Annotated in this window: 19 protein-coding genes; 5 read left to right on the top strand and 14 right to left on the bottom strand. The window is 72.1% G+C overall.

Annotated features, from left to right (window positions below):
- Positions 1 to 18: 18 nt before the first annotated feature.
- From AC1U7O_RS13965 to msrA, 3 genes are read left to right on the top strand one after another with little or no spacing between them, the layout of a single operon-like run.
- Positions 19 to 534 (top strand): hypothetical protein, encoded by a 516-nt coding sequence (locus tag AC1U7O_RS13965; RefSeq protein WP_479895432.1) that lies wholly within the window; start codon positions 19 to 21, stop codon positions 532 to 534.
- 28 nt (positions 535 to 562) lie between these two features.
- On the top strand, positions 563 to 3,082 hold the full coding sequence (gene hrpB / locus AC1U7O_RS13960) for an ATP-dependent helicase HrpB (protein WP_479895431.1): 2,520 nt from the start codon (positions 563 to 565) through the stop codon (positions 3,080 to 3,082).
- A 56-nt stretch (positions 3,083 to 3,138) separates the two neighbouring features.
- Positions 3,139 to 3,765: a peptide-methionine (S)-S-oxide reductase MsrA gene (gene msrA, locus AC1U7O_RS13955; RefSeq protein WP_479895430.1), complete on the top strand. Its 627-nt coding sequence runs from the start codon at positions 3,139 to 3,141 to the stop codon at positions 3,763 to 3,765.
- A gap of 176 nt (positions 3,766 to 3,941) precedes the next feature.
- Here the strand turns inward: msrA and AC1U7O_RS13950 are convergent, their stop codons facing one another.
- The 7 genes from AC1U7O_RS13950 to AC1U7O_RS13920 all read right to left on the bottom strand — a co-directional run bounded on the left by AC1U7O_RS13950 (position 3,942) and on the right by AC1U7O_RS13920 (position 10,857).
- Positions 3,942 to 4,280, bottom strand: a complete 339-nt coding sequence (locus tag AC1U7O_RS13950; protein WP_479895429.1) for a hypothetical protein — start codon at positions 4,278 to 4,280, stop codon at positions 3,942 to 3,944.
- Positions 4,281 to 4,775: 495 nt separating this feature from the next.
- Positions 4,776 to 4,994, bottom strand: coding sequence for a hypothetical protein (locus tag AC1U7O_RS13945; protein WP_479895428.1), 219 nt, complete (start codon positions 4,992 to 4,994; stop codon positions 4,776 to 4,778).
- Between the two features lie 154 nt (positions 4,995 to 5,148).
- Positions 5,149 to 5,616 carry a hypothetical protein gene (locus AC1U7O_RS13940; RefSeq protein WP_479895427.1) on the bottom strand — a complete coding sequence of 156 codons (468 nt, stop codon included), beginning with the start codon at positions 5,614 to 5,616 and terminating at the stop codon, positions 5,149 to 5,151.
- 257 nt (positions 5,617 to 5,873) lie between these two features.
- Positions 5,874 to 7,421: a sigma-54-dependent Fis family transcriptional regulator gene (locus tag AC1U7O_RS13935; RefSeq protein ID WP_479895426.1), complete on the bottom strand. Its 1,548-nt coding sequence runs from the start codon at positions 7,419 to 7,421 to the stop codon at positions 5,874 to 5,876.
- 117 nt (positions 7,422 to 7,538) lie between these two features.
- On the bottom strand, positions 7,539 to 8,009 hold the full coding sequence (locus tag AC1U7O_RS13930) for a hypothetical protein (protein ID WP_479895424.1): 471 nt from the start codon (positions 8,007 to 8,009) through the stop codon (positions 7,539 to 7,541).
- A gap of 305 nt (positions 8,010 to 8,314) precedes the next feature.
- The gene (locus tag AC1U7O_RS13925; protein WP_479895423.1) at positions 8,315 to 9,277 is read right to left on the bottom strand and encodes a hypothetical protein; all 963 of its coding nucleotides are present in this window, start codon (positions 9,275 to 9,277) and stop codon (positions 8,315 to 8,317) included.
- A gap of 74 nt (positions 9,278 to 9,351) precedes the next feature.
- On the bottom strand, positions 9,352 to 10,857 hold the full coding sequence (locus tag AC1U7O_RS13920; protein ID WP_479895422.1) for a DUF6134 family protein: 1,506 nt from the start codon (positions 10,855 to 10,857) through the stop codon (positions 9,352 to 9,354).
- Positions 10,858 to 10,976: 119 nt separating this feature from the next.
- Here AC1U7O_RS13920 and AC1U7O_RS13915 point away from each other — a divergent pair, with 119 nt between their 5' ends.
- Both AC1U7O_RS13915 and AC1U7O_RS13910 read left to right on the top strand, forming a co-directional pair.
- Positions 10,977 to 12,680: a glutamine--tRNA ligase/YqeY domain fusion protein gene (locus AC1U7O_RS13915; protein WP_479895421.1), complete on the top strand. Its 1,704-nt coding sequence runs from the start codon at positions 10,977 to 10,979 to the stop codon at positions 12,678 to 12,680.
- A complete protein-coding gene (locus AC1U7O_RS13910; protein ID WP_479895419.1) occupies positions 12,677 to 12,964 on the top strand; it encodes a hypothetical protein in 288 nt (95 codons plus the stop codon). The genes AC1U7O_RS13915 and AC1U7O_RS13910 overlap by 4 nt, the downstream gene beginning before the upstream one ends.
- Positions 12,965 to 13,004: 40 nt before the next feature.
- On the opposite strand, the gene AC1U7O_RS13905 is transcribed toward AC1U7O_RS13910, so the two are convergent.
- The 7 genes from AC1U7O_RS13905 to AC1U7O_RS13875 form a co-directional block, all read right to left on the bottom strand.
- Complete coding sequence (locus AC1U7O_RS13905) at positions 13,005 to 13,562, bottom strand: hemerythrin domain-containing protein (protein WP_479895418.1); 558 nt, start codon at positions 13,560 to 13,562, stop codon at positions 13,005 to 13,007.
- 141 nt (positions 13,563 to 13,703) lie between these two features.
- Positions 13,704 to 14,414: a Crp/Fnr family transcriptional regulator gene (locus AC1U7O_RS13900; protein ID WP_479895417.1), complete on the bottom strand. Its 711-nt coding sequence runs from the start codon at positions 14,412 to 14,414 to the stop codon at positions 13,704 to 13,706.
- 255 nt (positions 14,415 to 14,669) lie between these two features.
- Positions 14,670 to 15,371: a hypothetical protein gene (locus AC1U7O_RS13895; protein WP_479895416.1), complete on the bottom strand. Its 702-nt coding sequence runs from the start codon at positions 15,369 to 15,371 to the stop codon at positions 14,670 to 14,672.
- A 193-nt stretch (positions 15,372 to 15,564) separates the two neighbouring features.
- Positions 15,565 to 17,511, bottom strand: a complete 1,947-nt coding sequence (locus tag AC1U7O_RS13890) for an ATP-binding response regulator (protein ID WP_479895415.1) — start codon at positions 17,509 to 17,511, stop codon at positions 15,565 to 15,567.
- Positions 17,498 to 19,093, bottom strand: a complete 1,596-nt coding sequence (locus AC1U7O_RS13885; RefSeq protein WP_479895414.1) for a sigma-54-dependent transcriptional regulator — start codon at positions 19,091 to 19,093, stop codon at positions 17,498 to 17,500. The genes AC1U7O_RS13890 and AC1U7O_RS13885 overlap by 14 nt, the downstream gene beginning before the upstream one ends.
- 344 nt (positions 19,094 to 19,437) lie before the next feature.
- Complete coding sequence (locus tag AC1U7O_RS13880) at positions 19,438 to 20,274, bottom strand: response regulator (RefSeq protein ID WP_479895413.1); 837 nt, start codon at positions 20,272 to 20,274, stop codon at positions 19,438 to 19,440.
- On the bottom strand, positions 20,262 to 22,922 hold the full coding sequence (locus AC1U7O_RS13875; protein WP_479895412.1) for a hybrid sensor histidine kinase/response regulator: 2,661 nt from the start codon (positions 22,920 to 22,922) through the stop codon (positions 20,262 to 20,264). The genes AC1U7O_RS13880 and AC1U7O_RS13875 overlap by 13 nt, the downstream gene beginning before the upstream one ends.
- Between the last annotated feature and the right edge of the window lie 64 nt (positions 22,923 to 22,986).

The raw sequence follows: 22,986 nt of genomic DNA, 5'->3' as shown, positions 1-22,986 counted from the left end.
GCGGAATGGAGGCGCACGATGAAGGAGGGACCTGGGCTCGCGGGACGCCCGGTCGCGGGCGTCGTCGCGGCGGGCGTCGTCGCGGCGGTGATCGCCGGCTGCGCCTGGTCCCAGCGCTACGAGGCCGAGCGGATGGACGAGGCCATCGCCGGCTACCGCCAAGCGGCCGCCAAGATCCAGGTGGGGGATTCCCGGGCCAAGGTCCTGGCCCTGATGGAGCCGATGCAGTTCAAGCTGCTGAGCAACGAGACGCGGCCGCCCCTGTCCTTTCCCATCCAGAGCGCCGGGGGCGAGACGACCTACGTGGACGTGTTTTTCTTCCGATCGGGACGGCAGCCGGGCGAGGCGGTGGACAGCGACGCGCCGCCGCCGGACGAAGACTTCACGCCCTACATCTTCGAGCACGACGTGCTCACGGGCATCGGCTGGGACGCCTTCATCGCGCTCCGCAACCGGGAAGCGCCCAACCCGAAGTTCAAGCCGGACAAGGCGCCCTGCCCGTCCATCGCGGGCCCCCTCTCGGGCTGCTTCTGACGGCCGACCGCGGGTCCGACGGCGCGCCATGCGGGAGTTCACGGACCGGCTTCCCATCCACGAGACGCTCCCGGCGCTCCGCCGCGCGCTCGCGACCGGCCGGAGCGCCGTCCTCGCCGCGCCGCCCGGCGCCGGCAAGACCACCCGCGTCCCGCTCGCCCTGCTGGAGGAGCCCTGGCTGGCCGGCCGCCGCCTCGTCATGCTGGAGCCGCGGCGGCTCGCGGCGCGCGCCGCCGCCCGGCACATGGCGCGGCTGCTGGGCGAGGAACCCGGGGGCACGGTCGGCTACCGGACGCGCCTCGACTCCCGCATCGGCCCGGCCACGCGTCTCGAGGTCGTGACCGACGGCGTGCTGACGCGCCTCCTCCAGCAGGACCCCTCGCTCGCCGCCTACGGGGCGGTGCTCTTCGACGAGTTCCACGAGCGCAGCCTGCAGGCCGACCTCGGCCTGGCCCTCTGCCTGGAGACGCGCGCCCTCTTCCGCGAGGACCTCCGGCTGCTCGTCATGTCGGCCACGCTCGACGGAGGCGCGGTCGCCGCGTTGCTCGGGAACGCGCCGATCCTGGCGAGCGAAGGCCGGGCGCACCCCGTCGAGACGCGCTACCTGGACCGGCCGCGCGAGGGGCCGGTCGAGCCCTTCGTCGCGCAGACCGTCCTCCGCACGCTCGCCGCGGAGCCGGGCGGCCTGCTCGTCTTCCTGCCCGGCGCGCCGGAGGTCCGCCGCGTGGAGCGCCGGCTGCTCGATGCCGGCCTCCCGAGCGACGTGCGCCTCGCGCCGCTGTACGGCGACCTGCCGGCGGAGGCGCAGGACCGGGCGATCGAGCCGCCGCCGCCCGGCGCACGGAAGGTCGTGCTCGCCACCGACGTCGCGGAGACCAGCCTCACGATCGAAGGCGTGCGCGTCGTCGTGGACGCGGGCCTGATGCGGATTCCGCGGTTCGATCCCCGCAGCGGGCTCACGCGGCTCGCCACGGTCAAGGTCTCGCGGGATGCGGCGGAGCAGCGGCGCGGCCGGGCGGGCCGCCTGGGCCCGGGCCTCTGCCTGCGACTCTGGACCGAGGCGGAGCAGCGGTTGCTCGCCGAGCGCCGGCCGCCGGCGATCCTGGAGGCCGACCTCGCCGGCCTAGTCCTGGAGCTGGCCCGCTGGGGCGCGGACGAGCCCCGAAGCCTCCGCTGGCTCGACCCGCCGCCGGCCGGCGCCGCCGCCCAGGCCGCGGCGCTGCTCCGCCGGCTCGGCGCACTGGACGAAAACGGCCGGATCACCGAGCATGGCCGCCGGATAGCGGACCTCCCCCTGCACCCGCGCCTCGCCCACATGGTCCTCTGGGCGATCCCCCTGAAGCTTGGCGGCCTCGCCTGCGACCTCGCCGCGCTGCTCGGCGAGCGGGACCCGCTGCGGGCCGCGCCGGGACGACGCGACGCCGACCTCCGGCGCCGGCTGGAGCTGCTGCGCGGCGGGATCCGAGCGGAGCCCGATCGCGACGCGGACCGCCAGGCGCTCCGTCGCATCGCCGCGATCGCCGAGCAGTGGCGGCGACGGCTGGGGCTCCCGGCGCCGTCCGGCGGCGTGGAGGCGGCGGGGCTGCTCCTGGCCTTCGCCTATCCGGACCGGATCGCGCAGCGCCAGCCTGGCCCCGAGCCCCGCTACAAGCTCGCCAACGGCCGGGGCGCCGCCTTCACCGAGCCGGAGCCCCTCTCCTCGGAGGAGTTCCTCGTCCTCGCCGACCTCGACGCGAGCGGCGACCGCGGCCGCATCTTCCTGGCCGCGCCGATCAGCCGCGACGACTTGGAGACCCATTGCGCCGGGCTGATCCGCACGCTCGACCTCGTCGCGTGGGACGACCGCGCCGGCGCGGTCGCGGCGCAGCGCGAGCGGCGGCTCGGCGAGCTGGTGCTGGAGCGCGGCGACCTGCCGCACCCCGATCCCACGGCGGTGACGGCGGCCCTGCTGGAGGGCATCCGGCGGCGCGGGCTCGGCTGCCTCCCCTGGACGCCGGCCCTGCGGAGCTGGCGGGCGCGGGTCCTGTTCCTGCGCCGCCTCGATGGGCCGGAGGCGGGCTGGCCGGATGTCTCGGACGCGGCCTTGCTGGCGACGCTGGACGACTGGCTCGCGCCCTGGATCGCGGGCCTCTCGCGGCTGGAGCACCTGCGCCGGCTGGACCTCCCCGGTGCGCTGCACGGGCTCCTGCCCCCTACGCTGCGCGCCGCGATGGAGAAGAAGGCGCCGACGCACGTCACGGTGCCGACCGGCTCGCGCGCGCCGATCGATTACGAGTCCGGCGAGCAGCCGATCCTCGCGGTCCGGCTCCAGGAAGTCTTCGGCCTGCGCGAGACGCCGCGGATCGCGGAGGGGCGCGTGCCGCTGCTCCTCCACCTGCTCTCGCCGGCCCGGCGGCCGGTGCAGGTCACGCAGGACCTCGCCGGCTTCTGGGCCGGGAGCTACGCGGAGGTCCGCAAGGAGTTGCGCGGCCGCTACCCCAAGCACGACTGGCCGGAGGACCCGCTTCAGGCCAAACCGAGCCGGGGCGCCGGACGGAGCCGGCCGTAAGGGCGGCGGGTGTCAGGACGACAGGGTGGACAGGACCCCTACGGAAGGAGGACGGCATGGGTATCGCAGGGATCGTCCGAAAGGGCGCGCTGATCCTGGTATCACTCCTGGCGACGGCCGCGGTGGCCCCTGGCGGGGAGCGCGGGCCCGGGGCCGGTCACGCGACGGCGATCTTCGCGGGCGGCTGCTTCTGGTGCATGGAAGAGGCCTTCGAGGCCGTGCCCGGCGTGCTCTCGGTGACGTCCGGCTATGCGGGCGGCCAGAAGGCGAACCCGAGCTACGAGGACGTCTCGGCGGGCGGGACCGGCCATGCGGAATCGGTGGAGGTGCGCTACGATCCGGCCAAGGTGGGCTACGCCCAACTGCTCGATCATTTCTGGCGCAACATCGACCCGACGACGCCGGACCGCCAGTTCTGCGACCAGGGCACCCAGTACCGGCCGGCCATCTTCTATCTGACCGAGGAGCAGAAGCGGCTGGCCGAGGACTCCAAGCGCCGGGTGGAGCGCACGAAGCCCTTCACGGGTCCGGTGGTGACCGAGATTTCACCCGCGACGGCCTTCTACCCGGCCGAGGAGTACCACCAGGACTTCTACAAGAAGAACCCGATCCGCTACAAGTTCTACAAGCACAACTGCGGCCGCGCCCGGCGGCTCGCGGAATTGTGGGGGGAGAAGAGGTGAGCGGGTGGATCGGGTCGCCGGCGATGGGGAATCCCGTCAAGGCCTCTTCGCCGCCACCTTGCCGTTCTCCCAGACATCGATGGGCGTATTGTAGGCGCGCGGTCTTGCGGGCCGCCTGAGCGCCCGGCCAACGCCCTGCGCGAAGACCTTCGTTGCCGTCTTACACTTCGTGGATTTCATGGCCCTCTCTCCAACAGCCGCGGCGTGTCACCGGAATTGTCATAGACCTTCCAGGCATCCGCCAGCGGACGATGGAGCACGCGGAATTTGCGCCAACTCACGTCAAAGCGCCGGACCACATGGACCCGCGGCACGTCGTGACCTCCCTGCCGAACTCGCGCGGCAATACGCGGGAGCGCAAGCTCGACCGAGGGCAGCGCCAGAAACACGATCTCGACCCCAGAGCCCTGCTGCGTCCACCGCCGAAGCAGCCGAAGGTACGTCCGCCCGCTGAACGTGCTTTCGAAGGCGAAGTCCTCGCGCGCCTTCACGAGGCGGTTGAGCTCCACCAGCACCAGCCGCCCCGCACGCCGCAGCGAGCGTCGTCTTGCCCGCCCCGTTCGGCCCGGCGATCACGATGCAACGCGGGGGCTTGACCCTGCGCCTCGTCACCTGCGTCTCGGGTGAACCAAACCCCACCCCCGTTCCTCGTCTCCCCGCAGCATGGCGTTCCCCTCGACGCGCCGGACCGCCTCCCGTTCAGAGGCGGATTGCAGGATAGAGACTCCCCCTCACCTTGGCAAGCCGAAGGGTGCGTGGGATCTCCAGGGAGCCACGGACGAGAGCACGGATCAGGGCGTTCGCTGGCCGCCCATCCCCGGCAGCACGTTGCCCCGCAGCTCTGGCCCGGTCGGGAGGAAGGGGCGGGCGGCTCGCCCGGGGACGGGCCCGGATGGATCTGGCCGATCCCCAGCGAGCCGTCCGTGCCGGTGGACTGGTACGTTGCGGCTCCCGTCCCGCCCCGGCTGGCTCACGGAGCCGCTGGACGGCGCCTGGCCGTAGGGACCGGATCACTGGTAGGACTGACTCCCGTCCGGCAGGGTCACGCGGGAGCCCGTCTCCACCCTGCCGGTCATGGGATCGACGGTGGTCCAGGTGTCGATCTCCGCGAGGGCCACGGGGCCCTGGGCGGCGAGCAGCGACACCAACAGGACCATCCGGAGGGACCGCCGGCCGCCGGCCCGCAGGAGGATGACGAGCGGGATCAACGCGACGAGCACCCTGGCCATGGCACACTTCCTTCGCTCGGGTGAGCGGCCGCGCCGCGGCGCGCCGCCGTGACGCCAAGGAGTCTACCACCGGACCGTGACATCCGAGGTCACGGCGGCCGAGCGTGGCGGCGGGGCGCTGGCCCGTCCCGCCGCCCCCACCGCCGCGGTCAATCTACCACTGGGGCCGCTCGTACATGCGCTTGACGAACTCCTCGTACCGGCGCAGCTCCTCGGCCCCGTGGGCCCGCACGTGCCGCTCGCGGGCATGGTAGCGGGCCGGCGTCACCCGGTAGCACTGGGTCCAGAGCGCCTCGGCCGCGGGCGGATCGATGCCGCCCACCCGGGTCTCCAACATCACCATGTATTCGTTGACGAGGCGGTAGGTCCCCTCGTGGTCGCCGGACCGGTAGGCCTCGCGGGCCTTCACGAGCTGGCCCAGGTAGGGCCGGAAGTCGCCCGTCAAGGCGCCCTTCTCCGCGAGGGTCTGGTAGCCGACGACTCCGGTCATCAGCTCCTCGATCCAGTTCTCGGACTTCCTGGTCTCCGGTCCGTAGGTCACCCCCGGGGTGCCCAGGTCCCCGGCCAGGGCCCGCTCGCCGGCCGGCGGTCCCGCCAGCAGGAATCCCGTGACCGCCAACACCGATAGCCTCGTCCGCCAATGCCGCACGTGCACCTCCCTGTTGATGTGGTCCGTCGCCGGATCGGCCGGCGTCGCCTTGCGGGAAAGCAACGGCCGTGCCCCGCCGAAGATCGGCCGGCGGCGGTGCAAGTGGGCCTGAGATGAGGAGGGTATCGCGGTCGGACGGCGGGCGACCGGGACGGCCGTTCCGCCCGTCGTGAAATGTCACCGTGAGCCGTGCGCGAACACGGCGCGGGAGGGCGTCGCCGCAGACGGGCTCAGCCGACGTCTTCGGCGTCGGCCCGGCCGCCGGCCCGGCGCCGGATGCCGAGCTTGCGGAGGCGGCTGCGCAGGGTCTCGGGGTTCATGCCGAGCACCCGCGCGGCGCCGTGCGGCCCGTAGATGCGCCAGCCGGTCTGCTCCAGGACCTGGACGATGTGGTTGCGCTCGACGACGACGAGGTTCGCCGGGGACTCGGCGCCGGTCGGCGCGACGGTCGGCGGCAGGAACCGCTCGTCGATCGTGACGGTGGACGAAGGCGCCAGGATGACCGCGCGCTCGATCACGTTCTGCAGCTCCCGGACGTTGCCCGGCCAGTGGTACCGGGCCAGGCGCTCCATCGAATCGGGGTCCAGCCGGAGGCCGGAGCGTTTGAATCGCGCCCCGCAGAGGGCGAGGAAGTGCTCGGCGAGCAACCGGATGTCCTCCACCCGCTGGCGGAGCGGCGGCACCGGGATGGGAAACACCTGCAGGCGGTAATAGAGGTCCGGGCGGAACGTCCCCTTCGCGATCGCGGCGCCCAGGTCCGCGTTGGTCGCCGCGACGACCCGGACGTCCACCGCGATCGGCTTGGTCGAGCCGACGCGGTCCACGACCCCGTCCTGCAGCACGCGCAGGAGCTTGGCCTGCGCCTCCAGGGGCATCTCGCCGATCTCATCCAGGAAGAGCGTGCCGCCGTCGGCCAGCTCGAACCGGCCGGCGCGCCGCTGATCCGCGCCGGTGAACGCCCCCTTCTCGTGCCCGAAGAGCTCGCTTTCCACGAGGCCGGGGGGCAGCGCCGCGCAGTTGACGCGCACGAACGGCTTCGCCCGCCGCGGGCTGAGCTCGTGGATCGCGTGGGCGAGGACCTCCTTGCCCGTGCCCGTCTCGCCGAGGATGAGCACGCTGGTGTCGGTGGGCGCGACGGCGCGGACGAGCGACTGCACCTGCCGGAAGGCGGGAGACGCGCCGACCATCCGGCCGAGGTTCCGGCTCTCCCGGACTTCCTCGGCGAGGTACTCGTTCTCCCGGCTGAGCTGCTCGCTCAGCCGCTGGATCCGCTCGTAGGCCTGGACATGGTCGATCGCGAAGGCGATCTGGGTGGCGACCTGCTGGAGGAACTTGACGTCCTCCGGGTCCGGCTGCCCGGTCTGGATACTCCCGATGTTGAGCGTGCCCAGACACGCCCCGCGCGCGAGCAGGGGCAGGTTGATCATCCTCCCCAACCCCTCCTGGTGGTAGTACTCGTCCTCCAGGAACAGCCGCTCCTCCCGCAGGTTCGGCCGCACATGGACCCGGCGATGCTCGAACACCCATCCGACGGCGCTGCCCTCCCGGGGGATGACCGTCGTGGGCTTGAGCGCGGGGCGCTCCATGCTCGTCACGACGGCGTAGAAGCGGAACCCGTCCACCGCCTCGTCGTAGATCGTGACGCCGGCTCGGTCCCAGGAGATGACCTTGTGGATCTCCCACGCGATGACGCGCCAGAGCCCGTCCATGTCCCGCTGGGAGTTCAGCATGTTGGTGACCTCCAGCAGGATCTCGTAGTTCAGCTCTGCACGACTCACGCTCGGTGCGCCCTCCCTTCGACAGCCTTCATTCTGTACCACGGGAGGAGGCGGGAAGGCGACCGGACCTTCGGCCCGCCGCCTTCCCGTCCCCCCCCTCCCCGGCCCCCCGGGGATTCAGAACGACATCCCGGCCCGCTCCTCCATCTGCCGGATGAACTCTTCGTACTTCCTCAGCTCCTCGGCCCCGTGGGCCCGCACGTGGCGGTCCCGGGCGTGGTAGCGGTCGGGCGTCACCTGATAGCAGTGATCCCACAGGGCCTCGGCGACGTGGGGATCGATCTCGCCCACCCGCGTTTCCAGCATCACCATGTATTCGTTGATCCGGTGATAGGTGCCCTGGTGGTCGCCGGACCGGTAGGCCTCGCGGGCCTTCACGAGCTGGCCCAGGTAGGGCCGGAAGTCGCCGGCGACGGCCCCCTGCTCCGCCAGCGTCTGGTACGTCACGACCCGGCTCATGAGCTGCTCCAGCCAGGTCGCCGGCTTGGTCGTCTCCGGCCCGAGGACCGCCGCCGGCGACCGCGGCAGCTCGGCCGCCGCCGGTCCCCCGGCGGCCAGCCCCGCCAGCATCAGGCCCGACAACGTCATGACCGCTGTGCCTCTCCGCAAAACCCGCATGGTGAACCTCCTCCTCGTTGCAGCGTGAACCGCCCGCCGCTTCCGATTGGAAGCCCGGCGTGCACCGTGCCGGAGCTCCGGCCTCGCCGGGCGGTACAGCAACGACCATGCCGAAGGCCCCTTCGACCGAGATGACCGTAACCCTGCGGGATGGCTGGAGTTCAGCGGCGAGGGGCGGCGCGCGGCGAGAAAGGGAGCGCGCCGGCCGTGATATATCACGATTCCACCGTGAGGCGTCACGCGCGCGACGTCCGGCTCGGCGCCGGCGCGGCCGGTCACGGGCCGGAGGCCTGCAGCTCCTTGAGCCTGGCCCGATTGCCGTCGGGGTCGATGCCGGCCTCGATCAAGACCCGCAGCACCCGGAGCAGGTCGTCTTTGACCTGCTCGCGGACGTCGGCCCGGCCCGTTTCGGCGAAGACCCGCAGGGCCTCGTCATAGGCCTCGCGGGCGGCCAGGAGGTGGGCCGCCGGCTCGACGCCCGCCTCCGCGAGCAGCCGGTGGGCCGCGGCGAGGTTGGCCTGGGCCCGCGCGTAGCCGAGCCAGGCCTGCTGCTTCCGGCGCTGGGCCACGGCCTCCTGCAGGTAGAGGACCGAGCGGCGCAGGTTGTGCTCCGCGTGGATGCCGCGCCGGGCCAGGACCTGGTAGGTGAGGCCGAGGTTGTTGAGCGTGCCCGCATAGGCGTCCCAGGCGCCGAGGCTGCGCCAGTTCTTCGCGGCCAACTGCAGGGCGTCCTCGGACCGGCTCAGCGGCTCCGCCGGCTCCTCGGCGGTCTCACCGATGAGCCGGTAGGTGAGCCCGAGGCTGTTCTGGGAGGCGGCAAGACCGGCGCGGTTGCCCAGCGCCTCCTGGCGGCTCCACGATTCCTTGAGGAAGCTGCTCGAATAGGCGAGGTTGATCGCCGGCTCGACGCCGGCCTCCGCGAGCAGCCGGTGGGCCACGCCGAGGCTGGTCAGGAGCTCGGCGTAAAGGGGCGAGTCCCGGTCGTCGCCCAGGAGCGCAAGAGCCTCCCGGTAGGCGGCGATCGCCTGCGCGAGGAGCGGCGCCGGCTCCGCGGCCTGCTCGGCCTGCCGTTGCCACGCCAGCGCCGCCGCCTGCTTCGCCTCCGCCGCCCGGCGCGTGTCCGCCTCCGCCGCCGCCGGGGCCGGCGGCGCGGCGGCGGCCGGGACGACGGGCGCCGCGAGCAGGCCGCAGACCGCGACGGCCGCCGCCAACCGGCCCGCTGTCATCCGTCGCGCCATCGTGAGCCCCCAGCATAGGCCGCCGGCGGCCGGGCCGCCATCCCCCCTCGGCGGGAGTCGCGATGCGCCCGACGTCACGAGGCCGGCTCGACCGCCTCGATCCGCAGCCGGAGGCGGCCGACGACATCCACGAGCGGCAGGAGGTCGGACGGCTGCTCCCCGTCGAGCAGCTTGAGGTGCGTCGCGTCCGCCCCGACCTGGCCGAAGGTCGGATCCACCGGCAGCCAGCCCGCGCCGACGTAGCTCTCCGCCCAGGTGTGGTAGAGGAACCCCTCCGGCTCGGCGGAGTAGACGAGCCCGTTGGTCACGCGCGTGGGGATGCCGAGGCTGCGCGCGAAGGCGGCGTAGAGCAGCGCGAGGCCCTGGCACTCGGCCTTCCGCTCCGTGAGGACATCCACGGAGGAGAAGACATCGAGCGGCTCCTGCGCGATGTGCGCGCCGATCCACTCGACGAGCCGCCTGATCCTCGCGAGCGGCTCGGTCGCGTCGCCCGCGATCTCGCGCGCGAGCGCGACGGTCGCCGGCTCGTCGCTCCGGATGGCGAGGGTCGCGGCCAGGTGCCGGGCGAGCGCCACATCGAGCGCCGGCCCCGCGCCGGGCCCCGCGAGCCGCTCCGCGTCGGCGACCCGGATCGCGCAGGCGGTCCCCGCCCCGCGCCGCTCGCAGCGCTGCCGGTCGTCGGAAGGCACGGCGAACGACTCGGGCAGCCCTTCCAGCACGACGCGCAGCGCCCGCACGCCGCGCGGGTTCGGCAGCGGGAGGTTCGCCCGGATGCGGCTGTACTCGACCAGCGCCTCGTTCTTGTTGACGCTGGCGAGCGCCAGGTACGCCTTGGCCCGCCGCTCCGGCTCCAGCGCGGAGAACAGCAGCCCATGCCAGGCCCGCTCCAGCACCGGCTCGGCCCGCTCGTTGAGCCAGAGCTCCGTGTCCTGCCCGTCCATCGAGGTCTCCACCCGGAAGGCGCGGCCGTCGTAGAGGTCGCTCTCCTGGAAATCCGTGACCGTCTGGGTCACGCGCGCGATCCGGTGGAGCTGCCCGTCGTACACCGGATAGACGTAGGTCCGGCCGACCGCGAGCCCCTCCCTCGACGGGTAGAGCGCAATCGCGCTCGTCGGATAGAGCGGACCGTCGAGCGGGAAGGCGTCGCGGTCGGTCCGGCCGCCGGTCTCGCGCTCGACCGTCAGCCGGCCCGGCTCGACCCGGCCGGCGACGGTCATCTTCCGGCCGTCCAGGTCGTAGTCGTAGGCGAAGCGGATGAGGCGCAGGTCCTCGCCGACCCAGTCCCGGGCGCGCAGCGTGACGCGCTTGGTGAGGCCCAGGAAGCGGACGGCCAGGAGCGCCTCCGATCGGACCTCGTAGCCGCCCTCCGCGGGGGAGAGCGCCAGGTGCGTGAGCCCGATCTTCTCGCCGTTGAAGACGAGGCCGGTCCAGTAGTCGCGGTAGGGCCAGGCGTCGAGCGCGTAGCGGACCGGCGCGGGGGGCTCCGGCGCCTCGCGGAAGTAGAGGCCCGCGCAGCCGCCCAGGCACAGCGGCAGCAGGAGCAGCCAGCGGAGCGACCCGGCGTGGAGGCGGAGCCGCATCGTCGTTTCTCCCGGTTCGGGGCCCTGCGGGCGGATTATACGGCCTTTCGCCGCGGGCCGTCATCGGCCGGCCCCACGGCCATTCCGTCGGCGGCCCCGACTGTGATAGATATGGACCCATGACGACGCCGGACACCACCGGCCCCTGCGACTTCATCCGCGCCATCGTGGCCCAGGACGTGCGCGCGGGCAAGCACGGGGGCCGCGTCGCGACCCGCTTCCCCCCCGAGCCCAACGGCTACCTGCACATCGGCCACGCCAAGTCCATCTGCCTGAACTTCGGCATCGCCGCGGAGTACGGCGGCGTCTGCCACCTCCGGTTCGACGACACGAACCCGACGACGGAGGACCCCGAGTACGTCGAGGCGATCCAGGAGGACGTCCGCTGGCTGGGCTTCGATTGGCGCGACAAGCTGTTCTACGCCTCGGACTACTTCGAGCAGCTCTACGAGTTCGCGGTGACGCTGATCCGCAAGGGCAAGGCCTACGTGGACAGCCTGAGCGCCGACGAGATCCGCGCCCACCGGGGCACCCTGACCGAGCCGGGGAAGGACAGCCCCTACCGCACGCGGCCGGTCGAGGAGAACCTGGCCCTCTTCGCGCGGATGCGCGCCGGGGACTTTCCGGACGGCGCCCACGTCCTGCGGGCGAAGATCGACATGGCCTCGCCCAACCTGAACCTGCGCGACCCCGTCCTCTACCGCATCCGGCGGGCGTCGCATTACCGGACCGGCACCGCCTGGTGCCTCTACCCGACCTACGACTACGCCCACCCGCTCTCCGACGCGATCGAGGGCATCACCCATTCCATCTGCACGCTGGAGTTCGAGGACCATCGGCCGCTCTACGACTGGGTGCTGGAGCAGGCGGACGCGCCCTGCCGGCCCCGGCAGATCGAGTTCGCGCGGCTGAACCTCACGCACACGGTGATGAGCAAGCGCAAGCTGCTGGACCTGGTCCAGAAGGGCCTCGTCCGCGGCTGGGACGACCCCCGCCTGCCGACGCTCAAGGGGCTGCGCCGGCGCGGCTACACCCCGGAGGCGATCCGCGCCTTCTGCGAGCAGATCGGCGTGGCCAAGCGCGACGCGGTCGTGGAGATGGCGCTGCTGGAGCACATCCTGCGGGAGGACCTCAACAAGCGCGCCCCGCGCGTGATGGCCGTCCTGCGGCCGCTCAAGCTCGTGATCGAGAACTATCCGGAGGGGAAGGTGGAGGAGCTGGAGGCGGTCAACAACCCGGAGGACCCGGCCGCGGGCACCCGCACGGTGCCCTTCTCGCGCGTGCTCTACGTCGAGCAGGAGGACTTCCGCGAGGTGCCACCCAAGAAATTCTTCCGCCTCTCGCCGGGCCGGGAGGTACGGCTGCGCTACGCCTACATCGTCAAGTGCGTCGGGGTGGTGAAGGACGAGGCCGGGCGGGTCGTCGAGCTGCGCTGCCGCTACGACCCGGAAACCAGGAGCCGGTCGGCCGGCGAGGGCCGCAAGGTCCCGGGCACGCTGCACTGGGTGTCGGCGGCCCACGCGCGCCCCGCCGAGGTCCGCCTCTACGAGCCGCTGTTCCTGAAGGCCGACCCGGACGACGCGGCCGAGGGGCGGGACTACACGGCCTCGCTGAACCCCGCCTCGCTGGAGCGGCTCACCGGCTGCCTGGTCGAGCCGGGTCTCGCCGGCGCCGCGCCGGGCAGCCGCTTTCAGTTCGAGCGGCAGGGCTACTTCTGCGTGGACCCGGATTCGACGAAGGACCGCCTCGTCTTCAACCGGACCGTGCCGCTGCGGGATTCCTGGGCGAAGATCGAGAAGGGGCGGCCGGAGGGAGGATCATGACGCGCGGCCTGCTCGTCCTGGCGCTGCTGCTCGCCGGCTGCGCGACGCCCAAGATGCTGCACGACTTGGAGACGGCCAGGGACCGGGCCACGCAGGAGGAGGTCAAGAGCCGCTACGGCTCGCCGCTCACCGACACGCCGCAGCCCGGCGGCGGCGCGGTCTGGACCTACCGCCACCTCGCCTACGAGCCGGACCCGCCCTTCGCCCCCTCCTCCTGCACGGAGTACCGGCTCACTTTCGACGCCGGCCATGTGCTCCGCGCCTGGAGCGAGCATCCCTGCTGAAACCGCCGGGCGTCGCGGCGGCCCGCGCTCCGGCCGCCCCTCACACCGCCAGCATCCGGTCGCCGATCCTCGCCCGCTGCTCGTCCGTGAGCCGCACCCGCGCGAGGAGGAAGAGGATCCGCTCCTCCCAGGCGATGTGGGTCCGGTAATGCCGCACGAAGGCCCGGAGGCGGGCCAGGTCCGCCGCCTCGGCGCCGGCGGCCCGGCTCCGCCCCGCCTCCAGCCGCCCGGCGAGCCGCAGCGCCTCGGCTTTCAAGGCCCGGTGCTCCGCGAGGAGGCTTTCAAACCCCGCCCGCCCGTGCCCGCTGCCGCTGAGGGCGCGGCTCAGGGCGCTGATCAGCACCGCCTCCCGCTCGAAATGGACGCTCACCCGATCGGTGAAGAAGTCGAGCAGCTCGCGGAGGGTGGCGCGGTCCAGGGTCCGCGCCCCACGCGCATCCGGCCGCGGCGCGACGGCGAGCTCGATGAGGTGGAGGCGCTCGAGGATGACCTGGTGTTCGCGGGCCAGGAGGGCGACGGGGTCCACCTCGTGGCCCGGAAGCGGACGGCGACCCGGCGGACGGGGCAGCGCGACGCCGGACGAGCGGGAAGCGCGCATAGGCTGGTCCCTCCTGGGCAACGAGGCACCATACCGTGGGCGCCGGCGCCCGCGCGCTGTCATGGCCCAGGCGGTTTGTTGATGGATGTCAGGGTTTGGCCTGGGCCCTTCGGCCCAGGCGACGGAGCGGACGCAAGGACGCTAGGCCCTGGCGATGCGGGCCAGGCGGTCCCGGTTCAGCACGGTGATGGAGCGGCCCTCGACCTTGACGAGCCCCTCCTCGCGGAAGCTCCCGAGCAGCCGGATCACCGTCTCCACGGTCACGCCGGCCATCTCGGCGATCTCCTCCCGCTTCAGCACGAGGCCGAGGACGACCTGGTCCCCGACCGCCTTGCCGAAGCGCTCGGCCAGGTCGAGCAGGAGGGCGGCGAGCCGTTCGCGGGCGGTCTTGAAGGTGAAGCGGTCGAGCTGGTCCATGTTCACGCCCAGCTCGCTGGAGAGCAATTGGATCAGCTTGATCGCCAGGTCTCCGTTGTGGCGCAGGAGCGCGAGGTAGGGCTCCTTCTCGATGAGGCAGATCTGCGAGGGCTCCATCGTCTCGCAGGTCGCCTCGTGGACCGCCCGCTCCCGGAAGGCGTGCTTCTCGATCAGCTCGCTGCCCTCCAGGATGCCGAGGATCTGGCGCTGGCCGCGCGAGGAGGAGCGGGTGAGCTTCACCTTCCCGCGACAGAGGAGGTAGAAACCCAGGCAGGCGTGGCCTTCGTAGAAGACGGTCTGGTGCGGTTCGTAGCTGAGCGTGCGTTTGATGCGCTGGAACGCCGCGAGGTCCTCCCCGGATACGTCGCAGAGCACCGAGAGCCCGCGGTGCGGACAGGTCCCGCAATCCTCGATGAGGTTGAGTTTTCGCTTCATAGCGGCTGTCCGGGATGGGTACCGGCCTCCCAGGAAGCGGCCCGCGAACATACCGTCAAACGGGCGTTCCATGCAAGGGCGACACCAACCCATCCCGGAGCCGACCCGAGAGGCCCCCCGTCGGCGAAGCCTTGGGTTTTCCAGTGCTTCGACCGGCTGCCCGACCCCGATTCTTCAGGCCGACGGAGGCATCCCGCCCCGGACCGGGCGCCGGTCTGTCGCAAAACTCCCCAGACGGGTTCGACCGCCCGTCATTCAGTACATCACGCCGACATATCCGCCCGCCGTATAGAAGCTGTTCGTTGTCTGGGTCATGTTGAACGCGTAGTGGTAGCGCGCGTCGAACCCGAGGTTCACGGGCCCCCAGACGTTGTATTCCACGCCGGCGCCCCACTGCACGCCCATGTCCAGGTAGGTCGTCGCGTTCGAGGGCGGGCTGATCACGTGGAAATCCACGCCGATCGGGATGATCCAGGGGCGGAGTTTCTCGCCCTCGCGGAACTTGAGCTTCGGCGCCACGTCCACGGTCAACATCGTGAGCGGCACCTTGGCGTTTCGGACCGAACAGCCGGGCGCCGCCCCGCCGAGCGCGCCCGCGCAGGTGGAGGGCACCGCCTCCGTGACGACCTGCGAGCTGAAGCGCTTGTACTCGATCCCGATCTCGCCCATCAGCGACATGCCCTGGACGCCGAGGAAGTTTTTGTGCATCCCCTGGTCCAGGCCGGCGCCGAAGTACCAGCCCAGCGTCCCGTCGTTCAACATGTTGTTGCGACCGAAGACGTCGGTGAACACCTCGTTGGCCCGGTTGCTCGTCAGCCCGGCGAAGCCGCCCCGGAAGAACACCTGATTTTCGCCCGCGACGGCGGGCGAGGCCGGCCAGAGGCCGACGGCCGCGACGGCGAACGCCAGGAGCGACGCCCACCGCCTCGACCGGCCGCGAACCCGTCCCCCTCTCATCGTGCCACCTCCCTGCTCGGTCGGCCTCCCTCGACCCCGACCATGCGGATGATCGCGAGGGGCACCCTAGCGGGAAGCGGCGACGCCGACGCTGACCGGCTTCAGGTCGGCCTATGATGGAGGTCAGGCGGGCAACTAGGGCCTTCGCCCTATGGGCGGACGGCCGGAGCGGCGGGACGCGGCCACGGGACGGTCATGCGGTTCTTTTTCTCCGGTCCAGCAGGGATCGGATGCGCTTGGCCAGCTCCTCGCTGGCAAAGGGCTTGCGGACGATCTCCTCCCCCTCCTCGCCCTGATCGCGCTCCACTCCCTCCAGGGAGGGATAGCCGGAGATGAGCAGGACGGGGAGCGCCGCCCGGCGCCGCCGTAACGTCCTGACCAGTTCCCAGCCGCTCATCCGGGGCATCACGACGTCGGACAGGAGGAGATCGAGCGGACCCTGGTGGTGCTCGGTCAGCCGGACGGCCTCCTCGCCGTCGGCCGCCTCCAGGACCGTATAGCCCAGGGACCGGAGGGCCTTGGCGAGGAAGGTGCGGACCCCCCGGTTGTCGTCCACGAGGAGGATGGTTTCCGTGCCGCGGTACCGGCCGGTCTGCCCCCCGTCCTCGCCCTCGTCCGGCCGCGCCGGTTCCTCGGTGGCGGGCAAGAACACCTGGACCGTGGTCCCCCGGCCGACGAGGCTGCGCACTTCGACGAAGCCTCCGGCCTGTGTGACGATCCTGTCCACGATCGCGAGGCCCAGCCCGGTCCCCTGGCCCGGCGCCTTCGTCGTGTAGAACGGCTCGAAGATCCGCGACAGGACCTCTTCCGACATCCCCTCGCCCGTGTCCTCGACGCTCAGCCGCACGTACCGGCCGCGCGTGACGAGGGGATGCGACGTCATGTCCTCGGTCGCGTTGTCGCTCCTGAGGCTCAGCGTCCCGCCCTGCGGCATCGCATCGCGGGCGTTGAGGGCCAGGTTCAGGATGACCTGGTCGAGCTGGCCGGGGTCCATGACGACGCGCCGCAGGTCCCGTCCGGGCAGGACCTCGAGCGCGATGCGCTCCCCGATCGCCGACCGCAACAGGCTTTCCATCGCCCGAAGCTGACGATTCACGTCCAGGACCCTGGGCGAGCCGATCTGATGCCGGCTGAACGCGAGCAACTGCCCGGTGAGCTCCGCCGCGCGCGCCGCCGCGCGGACGATCAGGTCGGCCTCCCTCGCCGCGTCGCCACTCTCCGGCAGCCGCCTGGCCAGGCGCTTGGCGTAGCCGAGGATCGGCGTGAGCAGGTTGTTGAAATCGTGCGCGATCCCGCCGGCCAGCCGGCCGACCGCCTCCAGCTTCTGGGCCTGCCGGAGCTGCGCCTCGGCGGCGCGCAGCGCCTCCTCCGCCCGCTTCCGCTGCGTGACGTCCCGCGCCAGGCCGGCCGTGGCCTGGAAGCGCCGGGCCTCGTCGTACACGCCCGCGGCGCTCACCTCGAACTCCTTGGCCTCGCCGGCCTTGGTGATCAGCCGCACCGCCAGGTGTCTGGTCGCGCGGGCCCCGGTGCGCCGCTCGTGAAACTGCCGGCCGCACGAGGCCAGGTCGTCCGGGTGCAGGAACCGGCGGTAGGGCTGGCCGACCATCTCCTCGGGGGCATAGCCGAGCGTCTCGTGGGCGGCCGCGCTGACGTACTGGAAGCGCCCCTCCGCATCCAGGTCGTACACGATGTCCGTGACGCTCTCGATCAGGCGGCGGTAGCGGCCTTCCGCCCGCGCGAGGGCGGACCGGAGGCGGCACTTCTCCAGCACTTCCCGCGCGACCAGGGGGAGGGCGGCCAGGAAGCCGCTGGATTTGGGCTGGTAATAGTCGGCGCCGCTGCGCATGGCCTCGACGGCCACCCGCTCGTCCCCGTGCGCCGTCAGCATGACGATGCCCGCCTCCGGCGCCCGCCGTCGCAGGGCGGGGAGGATCTCCAGCCCGTCCTTGTGGGGGAGGTGGTGGTCCAGGAGGATCAGCGCCCATCCCGCCTGGTCGGCCTTGCGCAGCCCCTCCTCGGCCGAGCGCGCGACCTCGACGACCCAGTCCGGGTGGCACTCCAGCAGCGCCGCCGTGGCCAGCTCGATGTCGTCCTGTTGATCGTCGATGATCAGGACGCGCTGGACGTCACGGTCGGGCATGCTCGTTCCCCGGTCCGGGTGACGGCTCCGACGGACTCCGGAGGATGCCCTTGCGTTTGAGCTTCTCGACGAGGGTGGTGCGATTGACGCTCAACAGCCGGGCGGCCCGGCTCGTCACCCCGCCGGCGCGCCTGAGGGCCTCCTGGATGAGCTGCGTCTCGTAGCGCTCGATCTCGGCCACCAGGTCGAGGCTGGCCAGACCGGCCACGTCGGGGGGCGCCGGGCCGGTCGCCGGCGCCGCCGCGCCGTCGGCCGTCCGGGGCGACGTCTCGTCGAGGAGCGTGCGGGGCAGGTCGGCCTCGCCGGCCAGACCGGTCCGCTTGAGGGTCACGATCCATTCGACCGCGTTCTCCAGCTCGCGGACGTTGCCCGGCCAGGCATGGGCGCAGAGCCGGGCCATGGCCGCGGGCTCCACGCCCTGCACCGCGGTCCCCTTGAGCTTGTTGAAGCGGCTCAGGAAATGGTCCACCAGCAGGGGAATGTCCTCGACCCGCTCGCGCAGGGGCGGCATGGTCATAGGGATGACGCTGAGCCGGTAGTAGAGGTCCCGGCGGAACCGGCCGTCGCGCACCATCCGCTCGAGGTCCTGGTTCGTGGCCGCGATGATGCGGACGTCCACGTGGATGGTCCTGGACCCACCGACCCGCTCCAGGCACCGCTCCTGCAACACCCGCAACAGCCGGACCTGCGTGCCCGGGCTCATCTCCCCGACCTCGTCGAGGAACAGCGTGCCGCCGTGCGCCAGCTCGAACCGCCCCTGCCTGGTCTGCACCGCCCCCGTGAACGCCCCCTTCTCGTGGCCGAACAGCTCGGCTTCGACCAACGGCTCCGGGAGCGCGGCGCAGTTCATGGCCACCCAGGGCCCTTCGCGACGGGCGCTGTTGAAGTGCAGCATCCTCGCCAGCAGCTCCTTGCCCGTCCCGCTCTCTCCCTGGATGAGCACCGTGCTGTCGCAGTCCGCGACCCGTTCCGCGAACGCATAGACGTCCTGCATCGCCCGGCTCGTCCCGATGAGGTACTTGAGCTGATGGGTCGCCTGCACGGTGGCCTTGAGCAGGCGGTGCTCCCGGCGGAGGCGCTGCACGTCCAGCGTCTTCCTGACCATGAGCACGACCGCGTCGAGGTCGAAGGGCTTGGTGACGAACTCGGCGGCGCCGGCCTTGATCGCCTCGACCGCCTGGTCGATGGTGCCGTAGGCGGTCATCACGATCACCGGCAGGCCCGCCTCCCGCCGCCGCACCCGCTGGAGCAGCTCGATGCCGTCCATGCCGGGCATCTTGAGGTCGGTGAGCAGGAGCTGGACGGGGGTGCGGTCCACGACCTCGATCGCCTCGCGGGGGTCGGCGACGGCGGTCACGTGGAACCCCTCCCCTCGCAGAACGTCGGCGAGCAGGTGCCGGACGGTCTCCTCGTCGTCCACGACCAGAAGATGGGCCGACGCCGCGTCCGGCGCCGCCTCGCGCGCGCGACGTCCCCGGTCCTCGCGGTCCTCGATATCGTGGAGGGTTTCCCTGGGGGTCATCCCGGCCGCTTCCCCCTGCACCGCGTCGCGGCCGGCCGGATGGGCCGGTCGGCACGACACCCTGGGGCTTCCGCCGGGACGGCGCCGGGCACGCCGGGATGGGGGGGCCACCGAGGCGATGTCTTCATCATCATCCAGAGCGGCCGGCGGGGGAGGGAAGCCGGCCATCGTGACGCTCCCCACCGCCATCCGTAGGGCTGCGGTATGGATGGGCTCGGACTGGACCTGAGCGGGACTGGCCGGACACCGCCCCGACACACTGGAATGGGCGCCTGTCAGCGCATGGCTGTCAGCGGGGGGGGATTGTAGGACCGGCGGCCGACCCTGTCAAGGCGAGTTTGTCCCCGATTCGTCGGGTGGTCGCACGCATCTCTCGGGCCCGGCGGCCCGGGCGAGCCGCCGGCTCACATCGGGCCCCGGCCGAGCCAGTCCCGCCGGCGCTCGTCGGCGAGCTTGAGATGCCCCGTCTCCTCGGTCTCGGCGGCCGGCGCCGGGCCGGCCGCCGAGACCGGCCGGTGCGGCCGCTTGCCGTGGTTCGCGCCCTCGTCCTTGGCGGCCTTCAGGGCCGGGGTCAACTCCTGGAACGCCTTGAGGACGGCCGCGCATTGCGACCGGACCAGCCGGCCGCCCCTCTTGAGGCGCTCGTAGAGCCGCAGGAATTTCTCCGCGCCGATCAGGGCGGCGCTTTCCGCGAGCTCCCGGAGCAGGCGCTTCAGGCCGTCGGACATTTCCTCCTCGGACTCGCCCTGTTCCGCCTCGAGAAGCGGCACGGCGGCGGCCACCTGGACCGCGAAGACGGTGGCCAGGTGATGGTATTCCGCCGCCCGGATGCCCAGCTTGCTCTTGACGGCCTCGCAGTCGCGAAGGGTCACCGGGGCGCACCGCAACAGCCGCTCGACCCGGTCCAGCAACTGCCGCCGGTCCACGGGCTTGACCAGGAACTCCCGGCAGCCCAACCGACTCGCCTTGTTGACGGTCTCCTCGTCGGCGTGGGCCGAGGTCAGGAGAATCGGGATGTCCTCGCCGAACGGCAGGGTCTTGAGCCGGGCCACGAACTCCAGGCCGTCCATCTCGGGCATCATCACGTCGGTGATGATGAGCTGCACGCCGCCGTCCGTCGCGAGCTTGTCCAGCGCCTCCCGTCCGTGCTGCGCCAGCAGCGTCCGGTACCCGCTGCCCCTGAGCATGAGCGTCAGCAGCTTGGCGTTGACCGCGTTGTCCTCGACGATCAGGATGGACATGGGCGGGTCTCCTTGTCGTGCTTCGCGGGCGCGCCGACCCAGCGCGCCAGCGTCGCGGCCAGCACCGCGGGCTGGACGGGCTTGGGAATGAAGTCGTCCATGCCGGCGGCCAGACAGGCGTCCCGATCCTCCGGCATGGCGTTCGCGGTCATGGCGATGATCGGGAGGCGGGCGCCGCCCGCCTCCCGCCGACGGACCTCGGCGGTGGCCTTCAGCCCGTCCATCTCGGGCATGTGGCAGTCCATCAGGACCGCGTCGTAGCGCGTATGCGAGATGGCCTCCACCGCCTGGACGCCGCTGGTCACCAGGTCCACGCGGTACCCGAGCTTGTCGAGCATGCGGAGGATGACCTTCTGGCTGATGACGTGGTCTTCGGCCAGGAGCAGCCGGGCGCCGGTCCGGCTCCGGGCTTCGGCGAGGCTGTGCCGGGTCACGAGCGGGCGGGCGGCCGTGTCCCCGGCCGCCGCGGCGCCCGCGGGAGCCGGCGGCGATTGGCTCACCGCCACGAGACACTCGTAGAGCTGGGTGCCCCGCACCGGCTTGGTGAGGTAGGCCGCGTACCCGGCCTCCTGCGCCGCCCGGGCGTCGCCCCGCCGGCCCAGCGACGTCATGAGGATCAGCTTGGTGGCCGCCAGCGCCGGATCGGCCTTGATCGCCCGGCCCAGCTCCAGGCCGTCCATCCCCGGCATCTGCATGTCCACGATCGCCACGTCGCAGGCGCAGCCGCGGGCCGCCGCCTCCCGCAGGAGTTCGAGCGCCTGGTAGCCGTGCTCCGCCGAGAGGCAGCGGATCCCCCACCGCGCGGCCTGGAGCTCCAGGAGGCGGCGGTTGGTCGGCTCGTCGTCCACGAGGCAGACCCGCAGCCCCTGCAGGCGCGCCGCGGGCGCCTCCGCCGCCGACGCGGCCGCCGGCTGCCGGTCGAACCGGGCCGTGAACCAAAAGGTGCTGCCCGCGCCGGGCCGGCTGTCCACGCCGATCCGGCCCCCCATGAGTTCGGTGAGCTGCTTGCAGATGGCCAGCCCCAGGCCCGTGCCCCCGTACCGGCGCGTCGTCGAGCTGTCGGCCTGGGTGAAGGGCTGGAAGAGGCGCCGCTGCGCCTCCGGCGTCAGGCCGATCCCCGTGTCCTGGACCTCGAAGCGGATCGTGACCCGGTCCACGGCCTGCTCGGCCGGCTTGACGTGCACGACCACCTCGCCCTGCTCCGTGAACCGGACGGCGTTCCCCACCAGGTTGAGCAGGATCTGACGGACCCGGCCGGGGTCGCCGCGGAGGGCCGTCGGGACGTCCGCGTGGAACAGGCAGGCGAGGTTCAGCCCCTTGCTGAAGGCCCGCTCGGCCATCATGTCCACCACGCCGTCCACGGTCGCGCGCAGGTCGAAGTCGATGATGTCCAGGGTCATCCGGCCCGCTTCGATCTTGGAGTAGTCGAGGATGTCGTTGATGACCGTGAGCAAGTGCTCGCCGCTGGTGCGGATGGTCTCGGCGAACTCCCGCTGCTCCGGCGTCAAGTCCTCCTCGAGGAGCAGGCTGGTCATGCCCAGCACGCCGTTCATGGGCGTCCGAATCTCGTGGCTCATCATGGCCAGGAAGGCCGACTTGAGCCGGACCGCCTCCAGCGCCTGGTCGCGGGCGGCGGCCAGCTCCCGGTTGTTCGCGTCCAGCTCTTTCATGGTCTTCGCCAGCCGGCCGCCGGCCCAGACCAGGACGCCGATGAGGGGCAAGAGCAGGCAGGCGCCCGCCGCGCCGATCGTCCAGACGACCGTCCGGATCGGCCTCAGGAGGTCGCTCCGGTCCACCCGCACCAGCACCCCCCACTGCAGGGTGCCGAGGTCCTCGATGCCCTTCGTCCTCGCGTACCCCGTCACCACCTCCACGTCGCGCCGCGCGTGCCGCTCCTCCACGAAGCCCGGCGGAGCCGAATCGAACAGGAGGGCCGAGGCCACGCGCATGCCCTTGAGGTTGACCCGCCCCTCCTCCCGCAGGAAGGAATCCACGATCACTCGGCCGTCGCGGTCCAGGAACTGGTACTCGATCCGCGCCGCCGTGCCCCACTGGGCCTGCAGCGCGTTCACCGTGCGGGCGAACACGTCCTCCAGCACGGGGAGGCCCACCTGGGCCTCCACCGCGCCGAGAAACTCCCCGCGCGGGCCGGCGAGGCGGCCCGCCAGCGCCACCGCGGGCATCCCGTCCTCGTCCCGGACGGCCTCCTGAACGTCCACGCGCCGGCCGGCCTTGGCCGCCCGGAAGCCCGGGGTGCCGCTCCAATCCGCCCCCACGTGCTCGGGCTCGGTGGAGGCCAGGACCCGTCCCGTGGCGTCGGTGACGTCCAGCGCCGTGTACAGGGGATAGGCCTCCTGCACGGCGAGCAGGTACCGCGTGAGGGCCTCCGGATCGCCCCGCCGCATGACGGGCACGCGGGTCAGGAGCTGGATGTCGCCATACCGCTCGGCGAGCAGCATGTCGAGCTTGCCCGCGATGTCCACCGCGGCCAGGGCGAGGCTCTCCCCCGCGGACGCCACGAGTCTGGACTCGACGTACCGGAGGATGAGTCCCCCGACGAGGAGGGCCAGCGCCGCGACGACGAGCACGAGGACCGGCAACCGGTCGCAGGAGAGGATCCGCAGGAACGCGGCGCGTCGTCGGCGCATGCGCGGCCCCTTGCTCATCGCACCTCACCCCCCGGGGCCCGTCGGCAAGGCGCCGGCGGCGTCC

The organism is Candidatus Nitrospira neuquenensis (assembly GCF_979578155.1).
Note: the sequence above shows the minus strand (reverse complement) of the source record. Positions and strands in the feature narration are given on the sequence as shown.

Coding starts and splice junctions, on each gene's coding strand:
- AC1U7O_RS13965 (WP_479895432.1), top strand. CDS start 19: ATGAAGGAGGGACCTGGGCTCGCGGGACGCCCGGTCGCGGGCGTCGTC.
- hrpB (WP_479895431.1), top strand. CDS start 563: ATGCGGGAGTTCACGGACCGGCTTCCCATCCACGAGACGCTCCCGGCG.
- msrA (WP_479895430.1), top strand. CDS start 3,139: ATGGGTATCGCAGGGATCGTCCGAAAGGGCGCGCTGATCCTGGTATCA.
- AC1U7O_RS13945 (WP_479895428.1), bottom strand. CDS start 4,994: ATGGCCAGGGTGCTCGTCGCGTTGATCCCGCTCGTCATCCTCCTGCGG.
- AC1U7O_RS13930 (WP_479895424.1), bottom strand. CDS start 8,009: ATGACGTTGTCGGGCCTGATGCTGGCGGGGCTGGCCGCCGGGGGACCG.
- AC1U7O_RS13925 (WP_479895423.1), bottom strand. CDS start 9,277: ATGGCGCGACGGATGACAGCGGGCCGGTTGGCGGCGGCCGTCGCGGTC.
- AC1U7O_RS13920 (WP_479895422.1), bottom strand. CDS start 10,857: ATGCGGCTCCGCCTCCACGCCGGGTCGCTCCGCTGGCTGCTCCTGCTG.
- AC1U7O_RS13915 (WP_479895421.1), top strand. CDS start 10,977: ATGACGACGCCGGACACCACCGGCCCCTGCGACTTCATCCGCGCCATC.
- AC1U7O_RS13910 (WP_479895419.1), top strand. CDS start 12,677: ATGACGCGCGGCCTGCTCGTCCTGGCGCTGCTGCTCGCCGGCTGCGCG.
- AC1U7O_RS13905 (WP_479895418.1), bottom strand. CDS start 13,562: ATGCGCGCTTCCCGCTCGTCCGGCGTCGCGCTGCCCCGTCCGCCGGGT.
- AC1U7O_RS13900 (WP_479895417.1), bottom strand. CDS start 14,414: ATGAAGCGAAAACTCAACCTCATCGAGGATTGCGGGACCTGTCCGCAC.
- AC1U7O_RS13895 (WP_479895416.1), bottom strand. CDS start 15,371: ATGAGAGGGGGACGGGTTCGCGGCCGGTCGAGGCGGTGGGCGTCGCTC.
- AC1U7O_RS13890 (WP_479895415.1), bottom strand. CDS start 17,511: ATGCCCGACCGTGACGTCCAGCGCGTCCTGATCATCGACGATCAACAG.
- AC1U7O_RS13880 (WP_479895413.1), bottom strand. CDS start 20,274: ATGTCCATCCTGATCGTCGAGGACAACGCGGTCAACGCCAAGCTGCTG.
- AC1U7O_RS13875 (WP_479895412.1), bottom strand. CDS start 22,922: ATGCGCCGACGACGCGCCGCGTTCCTGCGGATCCTCTCCTGCGACCGG.